A 24,340-nucleotide genomic window follows, 5' to 3' on the forward strand; every position below is an offset into this window, starting at 1 on the left:
TCGTTTCCCAGCGCGCATCACCCGGCAACCTGAAGTGGTGGCACGAAAGGGTGACTGACGTGGCGGTTCTCGCGTCGGCGGTCCAGAGTGGAATCACCGGTGGGGACCGGGGAGAGGGAAACGCCCGGCGCGATGTTCTCGCGCCGGGCGTTTTCGCACGCGCCGGGTGCCGACCGGCCCGCCGGTTCAGAACCCGGCGGACAGGCCCCGACCGTCCAGGTAGGTCTGGACGTGCTGCGGCGAGGTCGCCTGGTTCACCGCGGGCCTCGGGTCGCCGGGGCAGAACGAGCTGCTGGCGGGCAGCACGCCGTCGACCAGGTACCGGTTCACCACCCGGTCGACGCACGCGTTGCCACCTCCGTAGATGCCGTGCTTGCCCTCGTCCCGCACGGTGATCAGGTTGTGCCCCAGCCGCTCCGCCATGGCGGGCCCGCTCTCGTAGTGCGTCTGGGTGTCGCCCTCCGCCTGCACGATCACGCCGACCGGGTAGCCCTCCCGCTTGAGCGCCACGGCGGGCTCGGGCGGGGTGAAGCTGCGGAACGCGCAGGTGGTCGGCGCCGCGCGCAGGACGCCGAAGCCGTACGGGTAGCGGTCGCGGAAGACCCGCATGTCCTCGTAGTAGGTCTCCAGGTCGGTCGGCCAGTCGACCTCGCACGTCACCGTGTTGAACACGCCCGACACCAGGTCGTTCTCCGCCTCGCCGGACATCAGCGCGCTCACCTCGGACGGCGAGCCGGCCCGCAGCTCGACCACCGCCGCCGCCAGGTCCGCCCACAGTGGACGGTAACGCGCGCCGACACCGACCGCCGCGTCGAAGCGGGTGCGGGTGTGGTCGCCGACCGGGTTCGCCGCGAGGGCGCTCGCCACCCCTTCGACGGTGTCCATCACCGCGTCGGCGGTCGTGCCGAGCTGGAACCGATCGTGGTGCCGCGCCGCCCAGTCCGCCCACGTCTCGACGTTGCGCCGGTAGGCCACCGCCTGGGCGCGGAACTGCTCGCGCCAGATCCACTCCGGGTGCACGGCCGAGTCGAGCACGCTGCGGTCCAGCCTTGCCGGGAACAGGCTGCCGTACACCGCGCCCAGGTAGGTGCCGTAGGAGTAGCCCAGGTAGTTGAGCTTCTCCTCGCCCAGCACCGCCCGCACCACGTCGAGGTCGCGCGCGGTGTTCGCGGAGCTGACGAACGGCCGGATGCCGCCCGCCGCGCGCTGGCAGGCGTCCTCGGCGGCGCTCGCCTCGGCGGCCCACTTCGGGAACTCCGAATCAGCCGGTCGGGTGTCGACGGTGGCCAGTTCGGCGACCGTGCGGCAGGTCAGCGCGGTCGACCCGCCGACGCCGCGCGGGTCGAACCCGATCAGGTCGTACACCTTGGCGGGCTCCGTGTTGGCCAGGAACGTCGGCATGCCCAGGCCCGAACCGCCCGGGCCGCCGGGGTTGAGCACCAGGACGCCGCGCCTGCGCGCCGGGTCCGTCGCCTTCCGGCGGCTGATGACCAGGGATATCCGGTCGGCCGTCGGCCGGGTGTAGTCCAGTGGCAGCACCAGTTCGGCGCACTCCAGCAGCTGCTTGCACGGCGACCAGGTGAGCTGCTGCGAGTGGAACTCGGCCAGCGGGTCGCCGCGGCCCGATCCGAACGACGGCACGACCGCCGTCGCGAGCACGGCGGCCACCACCAGCCCGACTGACATGTACCTGCGCACGAGCACCCTCCCGAGCGAGCGGTCTGCGACGACGAACCGACGGTAGGGCGATCGGCGCACAGCGTCAGGTCGAGTCACTCGTTGGTGTCGGCCGGCGGCGCCCGTGCGATCGTGTGGGGTATGACCAGCTCAACCGCGTTGTCGCGGGCCACCTTGCGAACGCTGCAACGGGCGTCGGGCGACCTGGCCGCGGCGAGCGTGGCCGAGATGGAGCAACGCCTGCCGTGGTTCCGGCGGATGCCCGCCGACCAGCGGGCCGGGGTGCTGCTGCTGATCCAGAACGGGGTCGCCGGGTTCGTGTCCTGGCTGCACGACCCGCAGCAGGCCATCCGGCTGACCGCCGAGGCGTTCCGCTCCGCGCCCAAGGACATCTCGCGGTGGGTGAGCCTGCGCCAGACCGTGGAGCTGGTGCGGATCGCGCTGGAGCTGTTCGAGGAGCTGCTGCCCAAGCTGGCGGAGAACGAGGCCGAGCGCGCGCTGTTGACCGAGGGCGTGCTGCGGTACGGCCGGGAGATCGCGTTCTCGGCGGCCACCTCCTACGCGGCGGCGGCCGAGGCGCGGGGCGCGTGGGACGCCCGGCTGGAGGCGCTGGTCGTCGACGGCATCGTGCGTGGCGACGCGGAGGAGTCGCTGCTGTCGCGGGCCACCGCGCTGGGCTGGGACCCGGCCGCGGAGGCGACCGTGCTGGTGGGCAACCCGCCGTCGGACGACCCGCCCGCGGTGGTGTTCGAGGTGCGCAGCCGGGCGGCCCGGATCGGGCGGCCGGTGCTGCTGAGCGTGCAGGGCTCCCGGCTGGTGGTGGTGCTGGGCGGGGAGACCGAGCGGGGCGAGTCGCTGGTGCGGATCTCCGACGCGTTCGGGCCGGGCCCGGTGGTGGCCGGGCCGACGGTGACGAGCCTGGCCGACGCGCACCGCAGCGCGGGCGACGCGTTGTCCGGCCTGCGCGCGGTGGTGGGGTGGCCCGCCGCGCCGCGGCCGGTGCGCTCGCTCGACCTGCTGCCCGAACGGGCGCTGGCGGGCGACCCGGAGGCCGAGTGGCAGCTGGTGGACCGGGTGGCCCGGCCGCTGGAGGACGCGGGCGGCGCCCTGCTGGAGACCGTGGACGCCTTCTTGGAGGTGGGCGGTGTGCTGGAGGCGTGCGCGCGGAAGCTGTTCGTGCACCCGAACACGGTCCGCTACCGGCTCAAGCGGGCCACCGAGCTCACCGGGCGCAACGCCAACGACCCGCGTGACGCGCTGGTGCTGCGGGTGGCGCTCTCCGTGGGGAGGCTGGCCCGCGCCCGCGGGTTGTGGTGACCCGAGCGGAGGACGCTCCAACGGGTGTGACGGAAGACGCATGTCCGGTTTGCGAGAAGATGGACAACACGGGACGTCGTTCTACGTTCATCTACGAGTCACATTTGTAGAGACCCTACAAGCCAGCGTCCTCGGTTTCGTCAGTGGCGACATCACCGGAACCGACCGCGAGCGTGTTCAGTGAGCAGGTGATCGCGCTCCTCGCCCCCGGACAGGGGTCCCAGACACCCGGCATGCTCGTCCCCTGGCTCGAAGTCGAGGGGGCCGCCGAGCGCGTCGCCGCGTGGTCCGAGGCGACCGGTCTGGACCTGGTCCGGCTGGGCACCACCGCGGACGCGGACGAGATCAAGGACACCGCCGTCACCCAGCCGCTGGTGGTGGCGCTCGCCCTGCTGGCCTTCGAGGAGCTGCGCCGCCGGGTCGAGCTGCCGGGCGACACCGTGATCGGCGGGCACTCCGTCGGCGAACTGGCCGCCGCCGCCATCGCGGGCGTGCTGAGCAGCGACGACGCCGTGGCCCTCGCCGCCGTGCGCGGTGCCGAGATGGCCGCCGCCTGCGCGTTGACGCCGACCGGCATGGCCGCGGTCCTCGGCGGCGAGCCGGACGAGGTGCTGGCCCGGCTGGACGAGCTGGGCCTGGTCGGCGCGAACCGCAACGGCGCGGGCCAGATCGTGGCCGCCGGCCCGCTGGAGGCGCTCGACCGGCTCGCGGAGGAGCCGCCCGACCGGGCGAAGATCCGCAAGCTGCAGGTCGCCGGCGCGTTCCACACCCGGTTCATGGCGCCCGCCGAGGAGGCGTTGCGCGCCCGTGCCGCCGGGATCGTGGTGAAGGACCCCGTGCTGCCGCTGCTGTCCAACGCCGACGGCACGCTCGTGTCCGACGGCGACGAGGTGCTGAGCCGACTGATCTCCCAGGTGACCCGCCCCGTGCGGTGGGACGCCTGCCAGGCAACCCTGGCCGGGCACGCCGTGAGCGCGGTGGTCGAACTGCCGCCCGCGGGCGCGCTGACCGGCCTGGCCAAGCGCGAACTGAAGGGCACCCCCACCTTGGGCCTCAAGACCCCCGACCAGCTCGACCAGGTCGTCGAGATGATCACCGCGACACCGGCGGAGGTGGCCGGGTGACCACCTTCTCGATGCCGACCGGCACGGTCGGCACCCGGATCCTCGGCCTGGGCAGCTACCAGCCTGAGACGATCGTCAGCAACCACGACCTGAGCCTGCGCATGGACACCTCGGACGAGTGGATCCGCGACCGGGTGGGCATCGCCAACCGCCGCGTGGCCAAGCCGGACGAGCGGCTGGTGGACATGGCGGTCGAGGCGGGCGCCAAGGCCGTGGCCGACGCCGGGCTCGCGCCGACCGACATCGGCGCGGTCATCGTGGCCACCTGCACCATGCCCACCCAGATCCCCAACGCGGCGGCGCAGGTCGCCGATCGGATCGGGGTCAAGGGCGCGCCCGCGTTCGACCTCAACGCCGCGTGCGCGGGCTTCTGCTACGCCCTGGGCACCGCGTCGGACATGGTCCGCGCGGGCACCGCGAAGCACGTGCTGGTCATCGGCGCGGAGAAGCTGACCGACTGGGTCGACGCCGACGACCGGTCGACCGCGATCATCTTCGCCGACGGCGCGGGCGCGGCGGTCGTCGGACCGGCCGACGAGCCGGGCATCGGCCCGGTGTCGTGGGGCAGCGCGGGCGACCTGGTCGACATGATCTACATCAAGGACCGGGCGTCGTTCATCTTCCAGGAGGGCCAGTCGGTCTTCCGCTGGGCCACCACGCAGATCGCGCCGATCGCGCTCAAGGCGGTCGAACTGGCCGGCCTGCAGGTGTCCGATGTGGACGTGTTCGTGCCGCACCAGGCGAACCTGCGCATCGTCGAGGCCATCGCGAAGCGCTTGCGCGCCAAGGGTGCGCGTGAAGACCTCGTGATCGCACGTGACATCGTGGACTCCGGCAACACCTCGTCCGCTTCGATCCCGCTCGCGCTGGACCACATGCGCGCGGCGGGAGAGGTGCGCAGCGGTGACGTGGCGCTGCTCGTCGGCTTCGGGGCCGGCCTGTCCTACGCGGGACAGGTCGTCCGACTGCCGTGACCGCAATCCGAGACTCCGGTGGGACCAACCAGCCGGCGAAGCAAGAAGGAAGGGACTTTCAGTGAGCAACGAGGACATCCAGAAGGGGCTCGCCGAGATCGTCGAGGAGGTCGCCGGTGTCGAGGCGGCCGACGTCACGGTTGACAAGTCCTTTGTGGACGATCTGGACATCGACTCGCTGTCCATGGTGGAGATCGCCGTGCAGGCCGAGGACAAGTTCGGCGTGAAGATCCCGGACGACGAGCTGGCCAACCTCAAGACCGTGGGCGATGCGGTCAACTACATCGCCAGCAACGCATGACCGGTAGCAACGACGTCGTCGTCACCGGGCTGGGTGCCACCACCCCGCTCGGTGGCGACGCCGCCTCCACCTGGGATGCGCTCCTGGCCGGCCGCAGCGGCGTGAAGTCGCTGGTGGGCGGCTTCGCCGAGAAGTTCGACCTGCCCGTCCGAATCGCCGCGCCGCTGGCGGTCGAGCCGACCGAGGTGCTGCCGCGCGTCGAGGCCCGCCGGTTGGACCGCAGCGAGCAGGTCGCGGTGGTCGCGGCCCGCGAGGCGTGGGCGGACGCCGGGTTCGGCGAGGACGACGTCGACCCCGAGCGGCTGGGCGTCGTGATCGGCACCGGCATCGGCGGCGCGATGACGCTGCTGGCGCAGGACGACCTGATCGAGACCTCCGGGCTGCGCAAGGTCTCGCCGCTGACCGTGCCGATGCTCATGCCGAACGGCCCCGCCGCGCACGTCGGCCTGGAGCTGAAGGCACGCGCGGGCGTGCACGCGCCGGTCTCGGCGTGCGCGTCCGGCTCCGAGGCGCTGGCCTGGGCGTTCCGGATGCTGAAGTCCGGCGAAGCGGACGTGGTCGTGGCCGGTGGCGCCGAGGCGTGCATCACCACCATCACCATGGCCGGCTTCATCCAGGCCCGGACCCTCAGCAGCCGCAACGACGAGCCCGAGCGCGCCTCGCGCCCGTTCGACGTGAACCGGGACGGCTTCGTGCTCGGCGAGGGCGCCGGGATCCTGGTGCTGGAGCGCGAGGACTTCGCCCGCGCGCGCGGCGCCCGGATCTACGGCAAGCTCGCGGGCATCGGCATGAGCTCCGACGCGCACCACATCACCGCGGCCGACCCCGAGGGCATCGGCCAGTCGCGGGCGATCACGAAGGCGCTCCGCTCGGCGGGTGTCGACCCGACCGACGTCGGCCACGTGAACTGCCACGCGACGTCCACCAAGGTGGGCGACGTGATCGAGCCGCAGGCCGTGCGCCGGGCGATCGGCGACCACCCCGTGCTGACCGCGCCCAAGGGCAACCACGGGCACATGCTCGGGGCTTCGGGCGCGGTGGCGGCGATCGCCACGCTGCTGTCGGTGCGCGACGGCATCGTGCCGCCGACGCTGAACCTGGAGGACCAGGACCCCCGGGTCGAGCTGGAGGTCGTCACCGGTGAGCCGCGCAAGGTCGACCTGATCGCCGCGGTCAACAACTCGTTCGGGTTCGGCGGGCACAACGTCTCGCTCGTCTTCACCCAGGCCTGACGACCCCGTGCCGCAGACGTTCACACGAGGAGCTTCGCGATGACTGCCCTTGCGTCCCGACCGGCGAACCCGGGTGCGGGCGGCGAAACCGATCCGCGCGACCCGGAGGTCCGGCTCGCGCAACTGCTCGACCCCGGCTCGATCGCGCCGCTGCGGCCGCGTGACGGCAGCGGCATGTTCGCCGTGCGCGGCCGGATCAACGGCGCCAAGGTCGTCGCGTACTGCAGCGACGCCACGCGGATGGGCGGCGCGCTGGGGTCGGAGGGGTGCAGGCACATCGTGGAGGCGATCGACATCGCGGTGCGCGAGCGCACCCCGGTGATCGGCGTCTGGCACTCCGGCGGCGCCCGGCTGCCGGAGGGCGTGGAGTCGCTGGACGGCATGGGCCAGATGTTCGCCGCGATGATCCGGGCGTCCGGTCGGGTGCCGCAGATCTCCGTGGTGGTCGGCCCGGCGGCGGGTGGCGGCGCCTACGGTCCCGCGCTGACCGACGTGGTGATCATGGCTCCGGCCGGCAAGGTCTTCGTGACCGGGCCGGACGTGGTCCGGTCGGTGACCGGCGAGCAGATCGACATGGACGGGCTGGGCGGCGCCGAGGCGCACGGGCGCAAGTCCGGCGTGGTGCACGTGATCGCGGACGACGAGCCGGACGCCTACCAGCGGGCGCGGCGGATCACCGGGCTGTTCGCCCAGCCCGGCGTGTTCGACCTGCACTCGGTGCCCGACGGCGACGACCTGCGGGCGTTGCTGCCGGAGCAGCCGCAGCGGGCCTACGACGTCAAGCCGCTGGTGCGGGCGATCCTGGACGTCGACTCGTTCGAGGAGTTGCAGGCCAAGTGGGCGCCGAACATCGTGGTCGGCCTCGGCCGGCTCGGTGGCCGCACGGTCGGCGTGATCGCGAACAACCCGATCCGCAAGGGCGGGTGCCTGGACTCGCTGTCGGCGGAGAAGGCGGCGCGGTTCGTGCGGATGTGCGACGCGTTCGGCGTGCCGCTGCTGGTGCTGGTGGACGTGCCGGGGTACCTGCCGGGCGTCGGCCAGGAGTGGGACGGCGTGGTGCGGCGGGGCGCGAAGCTGCTGCACGCGTTCGGTGAGGCCGTCGTGCCGCGGGTGACCTTGGTGACCCGCAAGTCCTACGGCGGCGCGTACATCGCGATGAACTCGCGCTCGCTGGGCGCGACGGCCGTGTTCGCCTGGCCGATCGCCGAGGTGGCCGTGATGGGCGCCAAGGCCGCGGTCGGCATCCTGCACCGCAAGAAGCTGGCCGCCGTGCCGGACGAGGAGCGCGAGGCGTTGCACGCCCAGCTCGTCGAGGAGCACGAGCGGATCGCGGGCGGCGTGGAGCGGGCGATCGCGATCGGCGTGGTCGACGAGGTCGTCGAGCCGACCAAGACGCGGCGGAAGTTGGCGCAGGCCCTGGCGGCGGCGCCGGCCGGCCGGGGCGCGCACGGCAACATCCCGCTGTAGGGGGCCGGTTTCGGTGGTGGGGTCGTTCCGTCGGGGGGCGACCCCACCGCCGTGTCAGCAGGCCGTGAACTGGGAGGTCGAGCCCTCGGTGCCCAGGTCGACGCGGAGCGCGCCGCGCTCCTCCTGCAAGGGGTAGACCACGCGCCAGTGGATGCAGTCGGCCCGGAGCTCGGCCGGTGCCTTGGCGACGTCCTGCGTGCTGGTGAACGTCATCAGCACCCGCAGCCTGGTCGGTGCGACCGACTCGATCCGGTGCACCAGGATCGACCCGTCCCGCGAGCTCTCGTAGTCCGACAGCCACTGCGACTTCGCCGTCTCGCTGACCCGACGCGCGGTCACCGTCTTGGCCCACTGCTCGTAGTCGTGGCCGTTGATCGCGTCGAAGAACTGCTGGAGCACCTCGCGCACGCGCTGCCCGTCGGGGTGCTGAGAGGCGTCGCCGCTCAGCTGCACCGCGGCGTGGCCGGGCTGCGCGCTGCGCGGAACCGAACTCGACGGCCCCGAAGCGGGCGCCGCGACCTGGTCGCCCGGGGCCGCCGCCGGCCGCTGGTAGACCTCGCGCGCCAGCACACCGACGCCTGCGGTGGCGGCGGCGATCAGGAACACGGCGGGCAGCAGCAGGCGTGCGGACACAACAGGAGCGTGCCACAGCGTCCGTACGCGCAGGTAATCACCCGGACGGGGTAGTGACAGACCCGCAGAGTGCGGTTTGACCGCACCGACATAACTACTCACAATGGGTCCCCACGAAGTAGTACACCCTTTCCCGAGATATCGGGTCCACACCGTCCCGAATTGTGGACACACACACCCGACCGGCCCTTGCGACACGGTCCGTAACCGTTCCCGCAATCCGGCGGCATAACGCCGAAACCGCAGGTGAGCGCCGGTCAACGTGAAGAACGATCGGGTTTCGTTTAGCCGCCCACGGTAGCCGGTTTCCGCACGCCCGGGAGGCTAAACCTGGCGATCGGGTGACCTCGCAGCGCCTATGCCCACCAGTAGTGCAAATCCGAGGTCTCCTCATTCGCACGAACGGACTACAACACCCCCCGAAATGGTGGATTGGCTTTCCCGCCTTCCCCGTGCGGGAATATGCCGGTCGGATAAATCGCAAGGAGGCGAAAACCCGTGGATCTCCGCTATGAGGCCTACTGCTTCGCGGACCGTCTCTTCTATGACGTGCAAAGCCACGCGGAAACCTCCGAAGACGATTTCTCACAGGTGCTCCCCGCGTTGCCGGCCGGCTGGACCCAGGGCGACCGCAACATCTGGCGGCACATCCACCCGGACGGTGTGGCGCTGCCCAAGCAGGGCTGGAAGGTGCACGTCTCGGCCACCGTGCTGAACGCGGGCGAGGTGCTGCTGAAGTCCTTCGAGTACCTGATCGCGCGCCGCATCCCGTTCAAATACCTGCGCACCCAGTCGATCGTGCTGGCCCGCAACTCGAAATACGCGCCACGCGAGGGCAGCGGCAAGCTCATCACGATCTACCCGGCCGACGACGCCGAACTGGAATCGACGCTCGTGGAGTTGTCGGAGATCCTCAAGGGCCAGTCCGGCGCGTACATCCTCAGCGACCTGCGCTACGGCGCCGGCCCGCTGTTCGTCCGCTACGGCGGGTTCGTCGAGCAGTGGCTGGAACGGGACGGCAAGCGCGTGCTGGCCATCGAGGGCCCGGACGGCGCGCTCGTGCCCGACCAGCGCAAACCGACGTTCTGGGTGCCGGACTGGGTGAAGCTGCCCGCCTGCCTGGAGGAGCACCTGGCCGCGCGGCGCGCCGGTGACGCCGACGCGTTCCCGTACCGGGTGGTGCAGTCGCTGCACTTCTCCAACGGCGGCGGCGTGTACGAGGCGATCCGCAAGGCCGACGACAGACCGGTCGTGCTCAAGGAGGCCAGACCGCACGCCGGGTTGGACCGCGAGAACGTCGACGCGGTGACCCGGCTGCGCCGCGAGCACGCGATGCTGAGCAAGGTGGCCGGTGTGCCCGGCGTGCCCGAGGTGTACGAGCACTTCACCGCGTGGGAGCACGAGTTCGTGGCCATGTCGCGGGTGTCGGGCCGCCCGCTCGGCCAGTGGCTGGGCAACAACTACCCGCTGACCCACCACGAGGTCACCGACGAGGCGATCACCGCCTACACCGGCCGGGCGTTGAAGCTGATCTCCGAGGTCGAGCGGATCATGGCCGCCGTGCACGAGCGCGGTGTCGTGTTCAGCGACCTGCACCCGCTCAACGTCCTGGTGGACGACGACGACGTGGTGTCGCTGATCGACTTCGAGCTCGCGTTCGGCATCGAGGAGAACGGCAAGCCCACGCTCGGCTCGCCCGGGTTCCAGGCGCCGCCGGACCGCACCGGCTTCGAGATCGACGAGCACGCGCTGGCCGCGTTGCGCCTCTACGTCTTCCTGCCGCTCAACGCCGTGATCGACCTGGCGCCGACGAAGCTGCGCTCGCACGTGGACTTCGTCCAACGGCGGTTCGGCCTGTCCGACGAGTACTGCGCGAAGATCCTCGGCCCCCTGACCCGGCGCGACGCGCAGGCCGGTCCCACGACCACCGTGTTGGACGTGCCCGAACCGGACTGGAACGTGGTGCGCAAGTCGATCGCGGCGGGCATCCTGGCCAGCGCCACGCCCCAGCGCACGGACCGGCTGTTCCCCGGCGACGTGGAGCAGTTCGAGATCGGCGGCGCGGGGTTCGGCTACGGCGCGGCGGGCGTGCTGCACGCGTTGGACGTGACCGGCATGGGTCGCTTCCCCGAGCACGAGCAGTGGCTGCTGGACTCGGTGCGCCGCGATCCGCCGAAGGAGCCCGGCTTCTTCACCGGCGCGCACGGCATCGCCCACGTGCTGGAGAACTTCGGCCACCACGACCTGGCCGAGGAACTCGTCCGCTCCTACGCGGAGGTGCTGCCCGACACGCAGGACCACGGCCTCAGCGCGGGTCTGTCCGGCATCGGCCTCAACCTGCTGCACTTCGCCCGCACCCGCGACGACGAGTCCTACGCCACCCAGGCGCTGGAACTGGGCGAACGGCTCGACACGGCGCTCTCGGACGCCGAGCCGCCCGGCCCGAAGGCACGTGCGGGCTTCGAGCACGGCTGGTCGGGCCCGGCGCTGCTGTTCCTCCGCCTGTTCCAGCACACCGACGACCGCCGCTGGCTCGACCTCGGCGTCCGCGCCCTGGAGCGGGACCTGGCCGAGACCATGACCGCGTTGGACGGCTCGACGCAGGTCCGCGACGGCAACTTCCGCACCCTGCCGTACGTCGGCGTCGGCAGCGCGGGCATCGCCCTGGTGCTCAACGAGTTCCGCCTGGCCGCGCCGGACCTGCCGGTGGTCGAACGGCTGCCGGAGCTGGTCGGCAGCACGACCGGCGAGTTCGTGATCCAACCGGCGTTGATGCTCGGCCGGGCCGGCCTGCTGGCCACGCTCGCCCACGCCAACGGCCCCCGGCACGCGATCGACCGGCACCTCGCCGCACTGTCCTGGCACGCCGTGCCCTACCAGGAGGGCCTGGCGTTCCCCGGCATCCAGTTGCGGCGCCTCTCGATGGACGTCGACACCGGCGGCGCGGGCGTGCTGCTGGCGCTCGGCGCCACCCTGGACGGCACACCCGTGCTGCCGTTCCTCACAGCCCCGGCCCTCACCGGCCGGTAGCAGTAACCCTTTTCGATCCCCCGATATGAGGAGTCACCATGGACTTCATCCTCGACCTCCAGGACCTCGAGACCCCTGAGGCTCAGTCGAACGCGATGGCGACCGGCGGCAGCAGCGGCGGTGGCGGCGGCAGCACGACCGCGTCCAACGCCTCCCTGCTGCTCCCCTGCAGCCACTCCACCGTCAGCCTGGTCCTCTGCTGACACCTGTCACACAGAACCGGGTGAGCGGCGCAGTCGAAGTGCGCCGCTCACCTGGGCATATTGCCGCTGCTTCGCAGACGGCGGCTCGGTCGCCTGGAAGTCGCGACCTCGCAGGGACCGCCGGGGTGGGGCCCCGCCCCATGATGCGCTTGAGCGCGGCGATGAGCTAGGAGTTCCAGATCGTGGTTCTGTCCAGCGTTGTTCGGCGCGATCCGCGGTGGCTGCTGCTGGCGTTGAACGCGCTGCCGGCCACCGCCGCCGGGCTCCTGCTGCCCACCGCGCTGGCCTCCGCCGTGGACATGGCGCTGGACGGCCGGTTGGACAGCGGCACGGTGCTGTGGCTGATCGGGCTCGCGGGCGTGGAAGTGCTCGGCGACGCGATCGGCGTGGTGCTGGCCGCGGCGATCACCGCACGTGGCGCCGCGTGGCTGCGCCACCGGCTGACCGACCACCTGCTCGCGCTGGGTCACCCGGCGCGGTTCGAGGCGGGCGACGCGGTGAGCAGGCTGACCGGCGACAGCGCGATCGCGGGCGGTGTCGCGGTGCTCGCGGTGAACCTCGGGATCTCGGTGGTCACGGCGGTCGGCGCGATCACCGCGTTGACGTTGCTGGACTGGCGGCTCGCCGTGGTGTTCCTGCTGAGCGTGCCGCTGGCCGCGTTGCTGGTGCGGTCGCACCTGCGGCTGACGGCCGCGGACGTGGCGACCTACCAGGAGGTGTCCGGCGAGTTGTCCGCGCGGTTGGTGGACGCCGTCGGCGGCCTGCGCACCATCGCCGCCTCCGGTCGGTCCGACCAGGAGGCCGAACGGGTGCTGCGCCCGTTGCCCCGGCTGACCGCCGCCGGTGTGGGCATGTGGCGCACGCAGGCCAGGATGATCTGGCGAGCGGGGCTGCTGCTGCCCGCCGTGGAGCTAGCCGTGCTGACCGCCGCCGGGTTCGGCGTCGTCGCGGGCCGGTTGAGCGTCGGCGACGTGCTGGCCGCCCTCGGCTACGTGGCGCTGGGGATGACGGTGGTCGGGCAGACCACCCTGTTGACCGCCCTGCAACGGGCGCGGGCCTCCGCACAGCGGTTGGAGGAAGTGCTGTCGACGCCCGTGGCCCCGCGGTCGGAACCGGTGCGCGCCGCCTCCGGCGAGGTGGCGCTGACCGGCGTGAACGTGCCGGGCGCGCTGCACGACGTGGACCTGACCGTGCCGGCCGGGACGTTCGTGGCCGTGGTCGGCCGGTCCGGGTCGGGCAAGTCGGCGTTGGCGGCGGTGATCGGCGGGCTGGTCCGGCCGTCGACCGGGGACGTGCGGCGCGGCGGGTCCGTCGGCTACGCGTTCGAGCGGCCCGCGCTGGTCGGCACCACCGTCGCCGACGCGGTCCGGTACGGCACGTCCCAAGACCGGACCGAGGTCGAAGCGGCCTGCCGCGCCGCGCAGGTGCACGACGTCGTCGTCCGACTCCCCCAGGGCTACGAAACACCGATGGCCACGGCACCGATGTCCGGCGGCGAGGCGCAACGGCTCGGCCTGGCCCGGGCGTTCGTGCGCGACCCGGCCGTCCTCGTGCTCGACGACGCCACCGCCAGCCTCGACATGGTCACCGAGTCCACTGTGGAACGTGCGGTGGAGACGGCGTTGCCCGGTCGGACGCGGATCGTCGTGACGCACCGCGCGGCAACCGCACGTCGTGCGGACGTCGTCGTCTGGCTGGACGACGGCCGGGTGCGTGCGATGGGACCCCATGGCGACCTGTGGGAGGACGACGAGTACCGGGCGGTGTTCGGCTGATGGCTTACCTGCGGGCGTTGCGCGACCAGCGGCGCGGCATCGTGGTGCTGCTCGGCTGGTCGGTGCTGGAGGGCGTGCCCGCGCTGCTGTCCGGCCGCCTGGTCGGGCTGGCCGTGGACCAGGGCTTCGCGGCCGGCCGGCCGGGGGTCGGCGTGGCGTGGCTGCTGCTGTTCGCCGCGGTGGCGGTGCTCGGCGGTTTCGGGCTGCGGCAGGTCTTCGTGCGCCTGGGTGCCGTGGTCGAGCCGCTGCGGGACGCGCTGGTGCGCGAGGTCGTGCGCGGTGTGCTGCGCGCCGGGTCGCAGACGCGCCAGCCGGACGCGAGCGCGGTCGCCCGGATCACCCGGCACGTCGAGGTGGTGCGCGACGCCACCGCCGGCGTGCTGGTGCAGGCGCGGGCGCTGCTGGTCACCACCACCGCGGCGCTGATCGGCCTGGCCGCGACGGTGTCGTCGTTGGCATGGCTGGTGATCCTGCCGGTGGTGGCGGCGCTGGTGCTGTTCGGCCTGCTCCTGCCGTCGTTGGCGCGCGGCCAGCGACGGCTCGTGCTGGCCGACGAACAGGCCGCTTCGGTGGCCGGGACCGTGTTCCTGGGCGTGCGGGACGTGGTCGCCGTCGGTGGTTCGGAGCACGCGCTCCGCGACGTGATGGCGCAGGTGGACGCGCAGGCCTCGGCGACGGTGCGGATGGCGTTCGCCACCGCGCTGCGCGGCATCGTCATCGCCCTGGGCGGCTTCGCGCCGCTCGTGCTGCTGCTCCTGGTCGCGCCGGGGATGGTGCGGGCCGGGACGTTGACGGTCGGCGAGGTGCTGGGTGCGGTCGTCTACCTGAGCACCAGCGTGCAGCCCGCGTTGCGGCGCTTGGCGGACACGACGAGCACCATCGTGCTGCGGCTCGTGGTGGCGCTGCGGCGGTTGGCGGAAGCCGCGCCACCAGTGGAGCCACCGTCCGGCGACGCCGTGCCCGAGGGGTACGGGATCGAGCTGCGCGGCGTGACGTTCGGCTGGAGTGCGACGGCCGAGCCCGTGGTGCGCTCGCTGGACCTCGTCCTACCGGAGGGTTCGCACCTCGCCGTGGTGGGTCCGAGCGGCATCGGCAAGTCGACGTTGGCCGGCCTCCTCACGGGACTGGTGGCACCCCAGTCCGGCGTCGTGCGGCTGGGCGGCGTACCGGTGCGGTCCGTGCGGCCGGAGGTGCGCCACCAACGAATCGCCCTCGTGCCACAGGAGACGTACCTGTTCACCGGCACCGTGCGGGAGAACCTGGCCTTGTTCGCGCCGCAAGCATCGGACGCCACACTGCTACAAGCAGTCGAAGCCGTCGGCGCCGCAGACCTGGTGGCACAACTGGGCGGCCTGGCCGGCACCCTCGGCCACTCCGCAGGCGGCCTCTCCGCCGGCGAAGCCCAACAACTGGCCGCCGCCCGCGTCTACGCCTCAACCGCGGACGTCGTGATCCTCGACGAGGCCACCTCAGCCCTGGACCCAGCAGCCGAAGCCCTTGTGGAACAGGCGTTCGCCGCGAGGAACGGCACCTTGATCGTCATCGCCCACCGCCTCTCCTCCGCCCTGCGAGCCGACCAAGTCCTGGTCATGGACGGCGGCCAACCACTCCTCGGCAACCACACAGACCTACTGGCCACCTCCCCCCTCTACCGCGACCTGATGGCCGCCTGGCAACCAACCCCCACAGCCCTCTGAACCCACCCCAACCCACCCACAACGGCCCCGCAACATCCCCACCGAGGCTCGATTTGACATGGGTTCGGGTGCCATAGGCTGGACGAAGCCGGGCAGGCCTGGCGGGCGCTTTATCCGCCAGGCCTGCCCGGCTTTGGCCTGCCTGGGGTGCCCGTAAGGGCCCCATGTCAAATCGAGCCGGACCGGACCACCGCCCCTGAACGCAGAACTCACACCCCGCGAACGTAGGACTCACACACTCCGAACGTAGGACTCACACGCCCCGAACGTAGGACTCTCGCGCTCTGAACGTAGGACTCTCGGATCCTGAACGTTCAACTCGCCTGTTCCCGACGTAGGACACGCGCGTTCCCAACGTAGGACACGCGCGATCGCGAGGTGGGGCGCGGTTCAGCTCGCGCGGTTCAGCTCGCGTGGCTCAGCCCACGCGGTGCAACCAGGTGACCGGGGCACCGTCGCCCGCCCGCCGGAACGGCTCCAGCGCATCGTCCCAAGCCGCACCGAGGATCTCGTCCACGCCGTGCGCGAACGACTCACCACCCCTGCTCCGTGCGGCCAGGGTGCGGAGCTGGTCCTCGGACACGACGATGTCACCGTTCGCGCTGGTACGCGCATGCCACAGGCCCAACACGGGCGCGAAGCAGTACCGCACGCCGTCCACACCGGGACTCGGGTCTTCCGTCACCTCGAACCTGAGCATCGGCCACGCCCTGAGCGCGGACACGAGTCTGGCACCGGTGCCGACGTCGCCGGTCCAGTTGCATTCGGCGCGCAACTGACCGGGCGCCGCGGGTTGCGCCGCCCACTTGAGGTCCGCTCGCTCACCGAGGGTGCCCGAGATCGCCCACTCGACGTGCGGACAGACCGCAGACGGCGACGAGTGGACGTAGACCACGCCACTGCTGCTGCCACGGGTGCTCACAGCTGACCTCCGCTACTCGACGAGGGACGTCTTCCCCTACGACCTCTCGAGGATGCGGACGATCTTGCGAATTCCCGACTTGGTCATTCTGCCCGCTACGGCACCAGTCCGCCATAAGAACCATCCCGTTCCTCACCCGAGCGGGTCAGATACAGGACTTTCGACCCTAAATCGGCGACCTCGCGGCCCGAGACCGGACCGCGAGGTCACTTTCCGGGATCACCCGGACACGTTCACGTGATCACACAAGATCACCCGATACCGACATCACGCCAAACTCACATCACCCGCCACCGGCGCCGCCCGACACCGACATCGAGCGACCGGCACCACTCGACCGGTGTCAGGCCGCACCCAGCGCCTGAGCCGCCGCCACCACGTCGACCAACCCGGTCCCCTTGTCGTGGCTCGTCGTGTACGGACCGACGACCTGGTACCCGGCGCCGTACTTGTGCGCCGTCGACTTCAACGCCGCCTCGACCTGCGCCGGCGTGGCCGCCGGATTCGCCTGGAACAGCTGCGCCACGATGCCGGTGATGTGCGGCGCCGCCATCGACGTCCCGCTGATCGTGTTGAACGTGCCGACGTCGAGCAACCCCGGCCCGTTCTGCGGCCGCAACCCGGTCGCGCAGATCACCAGGTACGGCCGGCACGCCGCCGTGATCTCCTCACCGGGCGCGGAGATGTCCGGCCACGTCGACGAGTCGGTCACCAGCCCCCGCGAAGAGAACTCCGACACCGCGCCGTCACGCGTCCCGGTGCCCAGGTCGTGGTACGACGCCACCGACAGCACGCCGGGCGTCGGGTCCTGACCGGCCGGGTTGGACAGGTTCGCGCTGCCGTCGCCGCCGTCGTTGCCGTTCGCCCACACCGTCACGACGCCCTCGGCCGCCAACGCCCGCTGGAGCTTGGCCGTGGTCGAGTTCGGGTCGAACGCGCCGCCGCCGGACGGGCCGTAGGAGTTGTTGACCGCCTTGATCGGCGGGCACACCGACGCCGGGACACCCGCGCCGCACGGCGCCCGGTGGTTCTCCAGCACCCAGTTCAGCGCCGCGTCGGCGCCGATGATGAACAGCACCGCGCCGGTCGAGATCACCACGGCCTTCGCGCCCGGCGCCGCGCCGCGCACCACCGTGCCGTCGGTCAACGTGGTGTCGCCACCGACCGCGATGCCGGTGACGTGCGTGCCGTGGCCGCCGACGGCCAGCAGGTCGGTGTCCACCGACGTGGGCACGTCGAGGATGCAGCCGGTGCCGGCGCTCGCCTCGTCCAGGCAGACGCTCTTGAGGCTGCGGACGATCTTGGTCTGCCCGTCGGCCTGCTTGAACGCCGGGTGCGTCGGGTCGACGCCGGAGTCGATCACCGCGACGGTGACCCCGGTGCCGTCCAGCGCCAGGCCGTTCGCACCGGTCAACGTCTGCCGCGCCGCCAGGCCGCGGGTGGCGGTGTGGGACGTGGAGCCGGTGAACTCGATCGGCCGGTTCGCCTCGACGTAGGTCACGCCGGTCGCCGCACGCGCGGCGGTGATCTGGGCGGCGGTGCCGCGGGCGGCGACCACGCCGATCCGGTCGAAAGCGGTGATGCGGCTCAGACCGGAGTCGCGCACCGCGCGCTCGGCGGCGGCGAGGTCGGAGCCGTGGACGAACACCGTGCTCGGGAGCCCGGCTCCGGTCCGACCACCGGACAGCTGACTGGCGAGCAACGTCGAGACGGGGGCGAGCGGGCCGGCCGAGGCGGAAGGGGCTACCGCTACGGACAGTGCCAGCGTTCCCGCCGCGAGCAGGGCGGCTTTGCGCATCACGGGCGAACCTCCAATGCTGGGTGAGCAAACCCCCTAACGAGTCACACACGTTCAGGTGATGGTTGTCACGCAACGTCAGATCCAGCGATGCGCGCGCGAAGCCGTCCCCCTACGGCGCTACCGTGTCCGACCGTGTGGAACGCCCAACCGTGGAGAGCGTCGACGAACGTCGGCGAACGTCGAACGGTCTGGTCCTGTGGTGATCTCGTGGTGATCCCGTGCGGATGATCCGACTCGGGGCCGAGCCCTCGGCCGTGGGCGCCGACGTGCGCGCGGCGTTGAGCACGTGGGGCAACGGCGACGCCGTGCTCGGCGGTGTCGCGCTGCTCGGCGTGCGACCGCCGGACTGCCCGCGCGAGCTGGACGCCGTGATCGTGCTGCCGCGCGGCGTGCTCGTGGTCGTCGGCGTCGACCTGCCGGACCCGGCCATGCGGCTGGAGGCGCCGCTGAACGGCCAGTGGAAGATCGACGGCTGGCCGCTGACCCGCCCCGACGGCGCGACGAGCCCGGCCGCCGAGGCGCTGGAGGCCACCACCGCCGTGGCCCGCCGCATCCAGGACATGCGCGGCGAGCCGCTGCCCGTGACCACCGTGGTCGCCGTCGGCCCCTACGTCGGTCAGGTCGTGCAGCCGACCGTGGACCTCAACCGGGGCGTGCGCGTCCTGCACCCGAAGCCGACGACGCTGCTCGCCGCCGCCCGCGAGCTGGCCACCAGTGATCGGCCCTGCTCGGCCGAGCACGCCGCCAAGCTGGCCGCCGTGCTGGCGCCGACCGGCGCGCCGCCGACCCGCCAGCAGCTGATCGCCGAGGGCTTCTCGGACGCGGCGGCCGACCTGGCGTCGGCCAGCACCATGCTGCTGCCCAAGATCACGCCCGCGGTCCCGATCAGCCGCAAGCTGCTGCCGTACGTGGGCGGAGCGGTCGTCGCGGTGCTGCTGGTCATCGCGCTGATCGCCTCGCTGTCGTCGGGCGACACCGCGGACGGCGGGACGTCCACCACACCGTCCCCGCAGCCGACCACGGTCGTCGTGGACGGCCGGAACTTCTCGCCGCGCGGCGCGGACCGGACCGACGACTGCGCCGGGCACGCGTTCGGCGACGTGCGGGCGTGGCTGTCCGGGCACATGTGCATGCAGCTGCGACGCGCCCAGTACGAGACCACAGTGGACGGTCGCCGGGCGGGTGTCGCGATCGCCGAGCTCAGCCTCCCCGACGCGACCCGGGCGGGCGAGCTGCACGCCGTCGCGTCGGCGGCCGGCTCGGGCGGCGTCACCGCGCTGGTGAAGGAGGGCAAGGGCTGGGCGGGCGGTCCGGCGTCGTTCGACCGGTCGGCGATCCGCGTGTCGGTGAAGGGCGCGCAGCTGCGCATCACGCAGGTGGTGTGGACCGAGGGCGACCAGGACCCGGCCGACCCGAAGCTGGCCGAGATCGCCGAACAAGCCCTGCGGCTACCGGCCACCCAGCAATAACCACCAACCACCACAGCACGACCACCGCGGCACCACCACACGACCACCGCGGTCAACGACCGGTGCGCACCATGCCCACGCCGATCAACCCGAACGACACGTGCAGCACGATCACCAGGCCGGCCACCGCGCACAACGTCTCGGTGCCCGGCTTGCCCGCGAACGCGCCGAACGAGAACAGCCACCCGCCCACCGCGATCACGAACCCGGTGAACAGCACCGACCTCGGCACGTGGGCCAGGCAGAGCAGGGCGCTGGTCCGCGCCCGCCACAACGTGTGGACCACGACCGGCACGATCAGGAACCCGGGCAGGTACACCGCGACCGGCGACCACGAGGGCCCGCCGGGCAGGAACGTGGACGCGATGACGAAGGCGCACCACAGCACCGCGCCTATCGCGAGAGCCACGGATCCCCTGGTCACACCCGCAGTGTAATGAGCTGAAGCCGCATTTTGAGGTTAAGAGTCCCGATGGCCGCACGATCGCTACGGCACTCAGCGCAGGGTGTACACGATGTGCTGACACACCGTGCACCCAGCGTCAGAGACCGTAGGCCTCAAGGAGCCGCAACCACACCTCACTGATGGTGGGGTACGCCGGAACGGCGTGCCACAACCGGTCCACGGTGACCTCGCCGACGATCGCGATGGTGGCCGCGTGGATCATCTCGGCCACGTCGGGGCCCGCGAACGTGACGCCGACGAGCGTGCGCTTGCGCTCGTCCACGATCATCCGCGCCTTGCCCCGGTAGCCGTCCGCGTGCAGCGACGACCCGGCCACCGCGATGTCGAGGTCGACCACCCGGATGTCCAGCCCCGCCTCGCGGGCTTGCGCCTCGGACCACCCCACGGACGCCACCTCGGGGTCGGTGAAGACGACCTGCGGCACGGCGGTGTGGTCGGCGGTGGCGACCGGTGCGGTCCACGGCCGCGGGTCGGTGGCACCGGTGACGATCGCCGTGCCGACCGCACGCGCGGCGTACTTGCCCTGGTGGGTCAGCAACGCGCGACCCGTGACGTCGCCCGCCGCGTACAGCCAGTCCACTCCGGACACCCGGCCCGTGTCGTCGACCTCCAGCGCCTCGCCCGCCGTGAAACCGAACTGCTCCACGCCCAAGTCCGAGGTGGCCGGTTGGCGGCCGGTCGCGACCAGCAGGTGCGCGCCGGTCACCGAGGTGTCGTCGGACAGCCGCAACGACACCTGCCCGTCCGAAGTGGACACGCCGGTCGCCTTGACACCGGTGACGATCCGGACGCCGTCCTCCCGCAGGCCCTCGGCGACCAGGTCGCCCGCGAACTCCTCGAACTTCGGCAGCGGCCGTTGCCCGGAGACGACCAGCGTGACGGTCGAGCCGAGCCGGGCCCAGGCCTGCGCCATCTCCACGCCGACCACACCGCCGCCGAGCACCACCAACGACTCGGGCACCTCCTGCGCGGAGGTCGCCTCGCGGGAGGTCCAGTACGGCACTTCGGACAAACCGGGCAGGGACGGGATGCGCGGCACGCTGCCGGTGCACACCACGACCGCCTTGGTGGCGGTCAGCACGCGGCGGCTGCCGCCGTCCACGCGGCCATCGGCCTGAACGCCGCTGACGTCGACCTCGACCCGGCGCTCACCGACCAGCCTGCCGCGTCCGCGCACCACGGTCAGCCCGGCTCCCTCGGCCCACTCCACCTGGCCCGAGTCGTCCCAGTCGGAGGTGAAGCCGTTGCGCCGCTTCAGCACCTGCACCGGGTCGAGCCGCTCCCCGACCGGCACGCCCGGCACCCGGCGGGCGGCGGCGAGCGCGTGACCGGGGCGCAGCAACGCCTTGCTCGGCATGCAGGCCCAGTACGAGCACTCGCCGCCGACCCGCTCGGCCTCCACCAACGCGGTCCGCAGCCCACCGGCGGCGGTCCGGGCGGCGGCGTTCTCGCCCACCGGGCCGCCGCCGATCACGATCACGTCGAAGTCGTCGCTCACCGGTCCACCCCACACCACTGGGACCGGCGCGGCAAGTCACACGTGGCCGAGGTCGTCAGGCTCGGCCAAGATCGTCACACAGGGTCGAAGACGCCGGCCAACATCGTCAGGATCACGCCGTCGGCGGTGCGGAGCACCACCGGGCGCTCGTCGGGCTCGACCCGTTCGGCCAGCTTGAACATCGCGTCGGCGGTCTGGGCGGCCATCCGGAACGTCAACGTGACCGGCGCGTCGCCGCGCACCGCGAAGCGGCCCAGGAACAGGTCGCGCAACCGTTCGGCCATCAACTCGTACTGGTCGACCGACGCGTCGAGCCGGTGGCCGTCGAGCAGGTCGCTGAACCGCACCCGGCCGAAACCGGGCAGCTCGACCAGCATCCGCAGGTAGACGCCGACGACCTGCTGCACCGCTTCCCGCCAGTCCTGGGCGAGCCGACCCTCCGTGAACAGCGTTTCGACCCGTCCCAGGTACTCCTCCATACCTCGCAACGCCAGCGCGTGCACAACAGAACGCTTGTCCGGGAAGTATTGGTAGAACGATCCAATGGGCACGCCTGCTAGCTCGACGATCCGGGCGGTGGTGATGTCGTCGTAGTCGTAGTCGTTGAGCAGTGTCGCGCAGGCATCGACAATCGCGGACACCGTGGCGGCGCCGCGCTGCTGAACGGGCTGCCGACGCATCACCTTGGCTAAGCGGTTTTCGGCGGGATTTTCTGGCACGCGCACATCTTGATGGATACGGACCGGTAAGCCCAAACAGACGATTCCGGAATGTGATGTGAGGCTCGCTCAGCTTTCCCGCTTCTGATTGTTGGGGTGCAAAACTATTAGCGTGCCCTGACCTATCCTGAAATCGGACCGGCCCCTCGGCGCGAGCCGCGCTGCGCCGGGACGGGTTCGGGCAGTTCACCGGGCGTTTCGCCGGCCGTCGGCCGTTCGGTGGAAGCCGCGCGGACGATCGGCGCCCCCGCCCGGCGGCGTGGTGGCCGAGTCACGTAGGGGCCGACCAGCCGGGCCAGCACCAGACCCGGCGCGACCAGCGGCACCACCGCCGACAACGCCACCGCCGTCGCCCCGGCCCGCGCCACGTCCCGGGGGATGACCGCGACCCGGTCGACCACGAACGCCCGCCGCCCGGTGATCGACACCAACCCCATCACCGCGAGGAAGGCCGCGAACGCCAGCAACGCCCACCGCACCGCGACGTAGCCGACGTCCTCGGCCGCCGCCATCACCGCGAGCCAGCCGAACAACGCCGACGCCTGCCGGCCCGCGCTCGTCATCGCCCACAGCAGGCCGCCCGCCACGGCCAGGAACCCGGTGCGGCCGGCGAACCACCCGCGGGTCACCTCCAGCCACCCCGTCGGCAGGCCCGCCCAGCGCACCGGCAGCACCTCCAGTGGGCTCGGCGCGCCGAACGCCTGCCCCGCCACCCACGCCAAGGACCACACCGACACCACCACCGCGAACCCGAGCTGCCACCGCGACCGGTCCACCACGATCCGGCACAGCCGCACGAGCTCCTGGCGCTTCTCCTTCACCCCTCCCAGCGTGCCGGAGTGATCATGGACCGTGATCGGGTTTCACCCACGTGCCCTCGGACAGCGGCTCATCGGGTGGTCCGGCCCTCACTCGGCGTGCCGGGATCCCCGCGGCGGGACCGCGACCGTCGATGACCGGTTGGGGTCGTCTCCCACCCCTCCCGGGTGACACCGCGGCGAATCCTCGGCGCTCCGCGGCGGCGTCGGCCACATCATGTCCCCGGAAACCACCCGACCACGAAGAGGAGGCGGTCGTGCGCAGACTGCTACCGGCGTTGTTCGCAGTGTTGTCGATCACCTGGACCACCGGCGCGGCGACCGCCGAGACGATCACCGAGTCGATCGCCGAACCGACCGCCGAACCGGCCGTCGAGTACGTCGCGCTCGGCGACTCAGCCGCCGCCGGGCCGCTCATCCCGGAGCAGGACATGAGCGCGCCGGGCTGCCTGCGCTCGACGCGCAACTGGCCGTCCGTGCTCGCCGCGCGGATCGGCGCCCGGCTCACCGACGTGACGTGCTCGGGCGCGGTGACCGACGACCTCGCCGGGCCGCAGTCGACCACCGAGGGGACGCAGGCGCCCCAGCTGGACGCGCTGGGCCCGTCGACCGACCTGGTGACGCTCACCATCGGCGGCAACGACATCGGCCTGGTCGGCGAGGCGGTGGGCTGCCTCAATATGCTGCCCGAGCCGCTCGGGACGTCGTGCCGCGACCGGCTCACCGCCGGTGGGCAGGACCGGTTGGCCGAGCGGGTCGACGCCTACGCGGCCGAGTTCGCCGCCGCCCTCGACCTCATCTCCGCCCGGGCGCCCGGGGCGCGGGTCGTGGTGGTCGGCTACGGCACCTACATCCGGCCCGGCGGCTGCTACCCCGACCAGCCGATCTGGGCCCGGGACGCCGACTACCTCCAGGGCACCGTCAACCGGCTGAACGCGGTGTTCGCCCGTGAGTCGGCCGCGCACGGCGCGTCGTTCGTCGACATCGCGCCGCCGAGCGTCGGCCACGACGCGTGCGCACCGGCCAGGGTGAGGTGGTTCGAGGGCCTGGCGCCGACCGGACCCGCCGCGCCGCTGCACCCGAACGCGCAGGGCATGGACGCCATCGGCCGGTTCGTCACCACCCGGTTGTAGCCCGCCGCACCCACGTCGCCACGCACCGGACGCCGTCGTCGAGCACCCGCTCGGTGGCGGCGTTCGCGCGTCACGGATCTTCGT

The 24,340-nt window shown here is 72.0% G+C and carries 20 protein-coding genes; 12 read left to right on the plus strand and 8 right to left on the minus strand.

Going from position 1 to position 24,340, the window contains the following annotated elements; genetic code table 11:
- Nucleotides 1–186: 186 nt before the first annotated feature.
- Nucleotides 187–1,698 carry an alpha/beta fold hydrolase gene (locus ACYVLT_RS10000; protein WP_461119850.1) on the minus strand — a complete coding sequence of 504 codons (1,512 nt, stop codon included), beginning with the start codon at nt 1,696–1,698 and terminating at the stop codon, nt 187–189.
- A 120-nt stretch (nt 1,699–1,818) separates the two neighbouring features.
- Here ACYVLT_RS10000 and ACYVLT_RS10005 point away from each other — a divergent pair, with 120 nt between their 5' ends.
- The 6 genes from ACYVLT_RS10005 (at nt 1,819) to ACYVLT_RS10030 (ending at nt 8,092) form a co-directional block, all read left to right on the plus strand.
- On the plus strand, nt 1,819–2,994 hold the full coding sequence (locus ACYVLT_RS10005) for a PucR family transcriptional regulator (protein WP_461119851.1): 1,176 nt from the start codon (nt 1,819–1,821) through the stop codon (nt 2,992–2,994).
- A gap of 173 nt (nt 2,995–3,167) precedes the next feature.
- Nucleotides 3,168–4,118 carry an ACP S-malonyltransferase gene (locus tag ACYVLT_RS10010; RefSeq protein ID WP_461119852.1) on the plus strand — a complete coding sequence of 317 codons (951 nt, stop codon included), beginning with the start codon at nt 3,168–3,170 and terminating at the stop codon, nt 4,116–4,118.
- An 11-nt stretch (nt 4,119–4,129) separates the two neighbouring features.
- The gene (locus ACYVLT_RS10015; protein WP_360461549.1) at nt 4,130–5,092 is read left to right on the plus strand and encodes a beta-ketoacyl-ACP synthase III; all 963 of its coding nucleotides are present in this window, start codon (nt 4,130–4,132) and stop codon (nt 5,090–5,092) included.
- A gap of 61 nt (nt 5,093–5,153) precedes the next feature.
- On the plus strand, nt 5,154–5,393 hold the full coding sequence (locus ACYVLT_RS10020) for an acyl carrier protein (RefSeq protein ID WP_033437259.1): 240 nt from the start codon (nt 5,154–5,156) through the stop codon (nt 5,391–5,393).
- Complete coding sequence (locus ACYVLT_RS10025) at nt 5,390–6,625, plus strand: beta-ketoacyl-[acyl-carrier-protein] synthase family protein (RefSeq protein WP_461119853.1); 1,236 nt, start codon at nt 5,390–5,392, stop codon at nt 6,623–6,625. Before ACYVLT_RS10020 ends, ACYVLT_RS10025 begins: the two co-directional genes overlap by 4 nt.
- A 39-nt stretch (nt 6,626–6,664) precedes the next feature.
- Nucleotides 6,665–8,092 carry an acyl-CoA carboxylase subunit beta gene (locus ACYVLT_RS10030; protein WP_461119854.1) on the plus strand — a complete coding sequence of 476 codons (1,428 nt, stop codon included), beginning with the start codon at nt 6,665–6,667 and terminating at the stop codon, nt 8,090–8,092.
- A gap of 54 nt (nt 8,093–8,146) precedes the next feature.
- Here ACYVLT_RS10030 and ACYVLT_RS10035 read toward each other — a convergent pair whose 3' ends face one another.
- Nucleotides 8,147–8,725, minus strand: coding sequence for a hypothetical protein (locus tag ACYVLT_RS10035; RefSeq protein WP_461119855.1), 579 nt, complete (start codon nt 8,723–8,725; stop codon nt 8,147–8,149).
- Between the two features lie 498 nt (nt 8,726–9,223).
- On the opposite strand from ACYVLT_RS10035, the gene lanKC reads away from it, so the two are divergent.
- The 4 genes from lanKC to ACYVLT_RS10055 all read left to right on the plus strand — a co-directional run bounded on the left by lanKC (nt 9,224) and on the right by ACYVLT_RS10055 (nt 15,430).
- Nucleotides 9,224–11,755, plus strand: coding sequence for a class III lanthionine synthetase LanKC (gene lanKC, locus ACYVLT_RS10040; RefSeq protein WP_461119856.1), 2,532 nt, complete (start codon nt 9,224–9,226; stop codon nt 11,753–11,755).
- Between the two features lie 38 nt (nt 11,756–11,793).
- Nucleotides 11,794–11,958: a SapB/AmfS family lanthipeptide gene (locus ACYVLT_RS10045; protein WP_360461531.1), complete on the plus strand. Its 165-nt coding sequence runs from the start codon at nt 11,794–11,796 to the stop codon at nt 11,956–11,958.
- Between the two features lie 182 nt (nt 11,959–12,140).
- On the plus strand, nt 12,141–13,733 hold the full coding sequence (locus ACYVLT_RS10050; RefSeq protein WP_461119857.1) for an ABC transporter ATP-binding protein: 1,593 nt from the start codon (nt 12,141–12,143) through the stop codon (nt 13,731–13,733).
- Nucleotides 13,733–15,430: an ABC transporter ATP-binding protein gene (locus tag ACYVLT_RS10055; protein WP_461119858.1), complete on the plus strand. Its 1,698-nt coding sequence runs from the start codon at nt 13,733–13,735 to the stop codon at nt 15,428–15,430. The genes ACYVLT_RS10050 and ACYVLT_RS10055 overlap by 1 nt, the downstream gene beginning before the upstream one ends.
- A gap of 418 nt (nt 15,431–15,848) precedes the next feature.
- On the opposite strand, the gene ACYVLT_RS10060 is transcribed toward ACYVLT_RS10055, so the two are convergent.
- Nucleotides 15,849–16,352: a DUF3145 domain-containing protein gene (locus tag ACYVLT_RS10060; RefSeq protein ID WP_360453265.1), complete on the minus strand. Its 504-nt coding sequence runs from the start codon at nt 16,350–16,352 to the stop codon at nt 15,849–15,851.
- Between the two features lie 343 nt (nt 16,353–16,695).
- The gene (locus ACYVLT_RS10065; protein ID WP_461120158.1) at nt 16,696–18,150 is read right to left on the minus strand and encodes a S8 family peptidase; all 1,455 of its coding nucleotides are present in this window, start codon (nt 18,148–18,150) and stop codon (nt 16,696–16,698) included.
- Nucleotides 18,151–18,377: 227 nt separating this feature from the next.
- On the opposite strand from ACYVLT_RS10065, the gene ACYVLT_RS10070 reads away from it, so the two are divergent.
- Nucleotides 18,378–19,622 carry a hypothetical protein gene (locus ACYVLT_RS10070; RefSeq protein ID WP_461119859.1) on the plus strand — a complete coding sequence of 415 codons (1,245 nt, stop codon included), beginning with the start codon at nt 18,378–18,380 and terminating at the stop codon, nt 19,620–19,622.
- 52 nt (nt 19,623–19,674) lie between these two features.
- Here ACYVLT_RS10070 and ACYVLT_RS10075 read toward each other — a convergent pair whose 3' ends face one another.
- The 4 genes from ACYVLT_RS10075 to ACYVLT_RS10090 form a co-directional block, all read right to left on the minus strand.
- Nucleotides 19,675–20,046 (minus strand): hypothetical protein, encoded by a 372-nt coding sequence (locus ACYVLT_RS10075; RefSeq protein WP_461119860.1) that lies wholly within the window; start codon nt 20,044–20,046, stop codon nt 19,675–19,677.
- Nucleotides 20,047–20,164: 118 nt separating this feature from the next.
- Entirely contained in the window at nt 20,165–21,568 is a 1,404-nt protein-coding gene (locus ACYVLT_RS10080; RefSeq protein WP_461120159.1) for a dihydrolipoyl dehydrogenase family protein, read from the minus strand.
- Nucleotides 21,569–21,660: 92 nt separating this feature from the next.
- Nucleotides 21,661–22,341 (minus strand): TetR/AcrR family transcriptional regulator, encoded by a 681-nt coding sequence (locus ACYVLT_RS10085; RefSeq protein ID WP_461119861.1) that lies wholly within the window; start codon nt 22,339–22,341, stop codon nt 21,661–21,663.
- A gap of 86 nt (nt 22,342–22,427) precedes the next feature.
- Nucleotides 22,428–23,126, minus strand: a complete 699-nt coding sequence (locus ACYVLT_RS10090; RefSeq protein ID WP_461119862.1) for a hypothetical protein — start codon at nt 23,124–23,126, stop codon at nt 22,428–22,430.
- A 254-nt stretch (nt 23,127–23,380) separates the two neighbouring features.
- Between ACYVLT_RS10090 and ACYVLT_RS10095 the strand changes: the two genes are divergently transcribed.
- Nucleotides 23,381–24,256, plus strand: a complete 876-nt coding sequence (locus ACYVLT_RS10095; protein WP_461119863.1) for an SGNH/GDSL hydrolase family protein — start codon at nt 23,381–23,383, stop codon at nt 24,254–24,256.
- The last annotated feature ends 84 nt before the right edge of the window (nt 24,257–24,340 follow it).

The sequence above is a fragment of the Saccharothrix stipae genome (assembly GCF_054781895.1).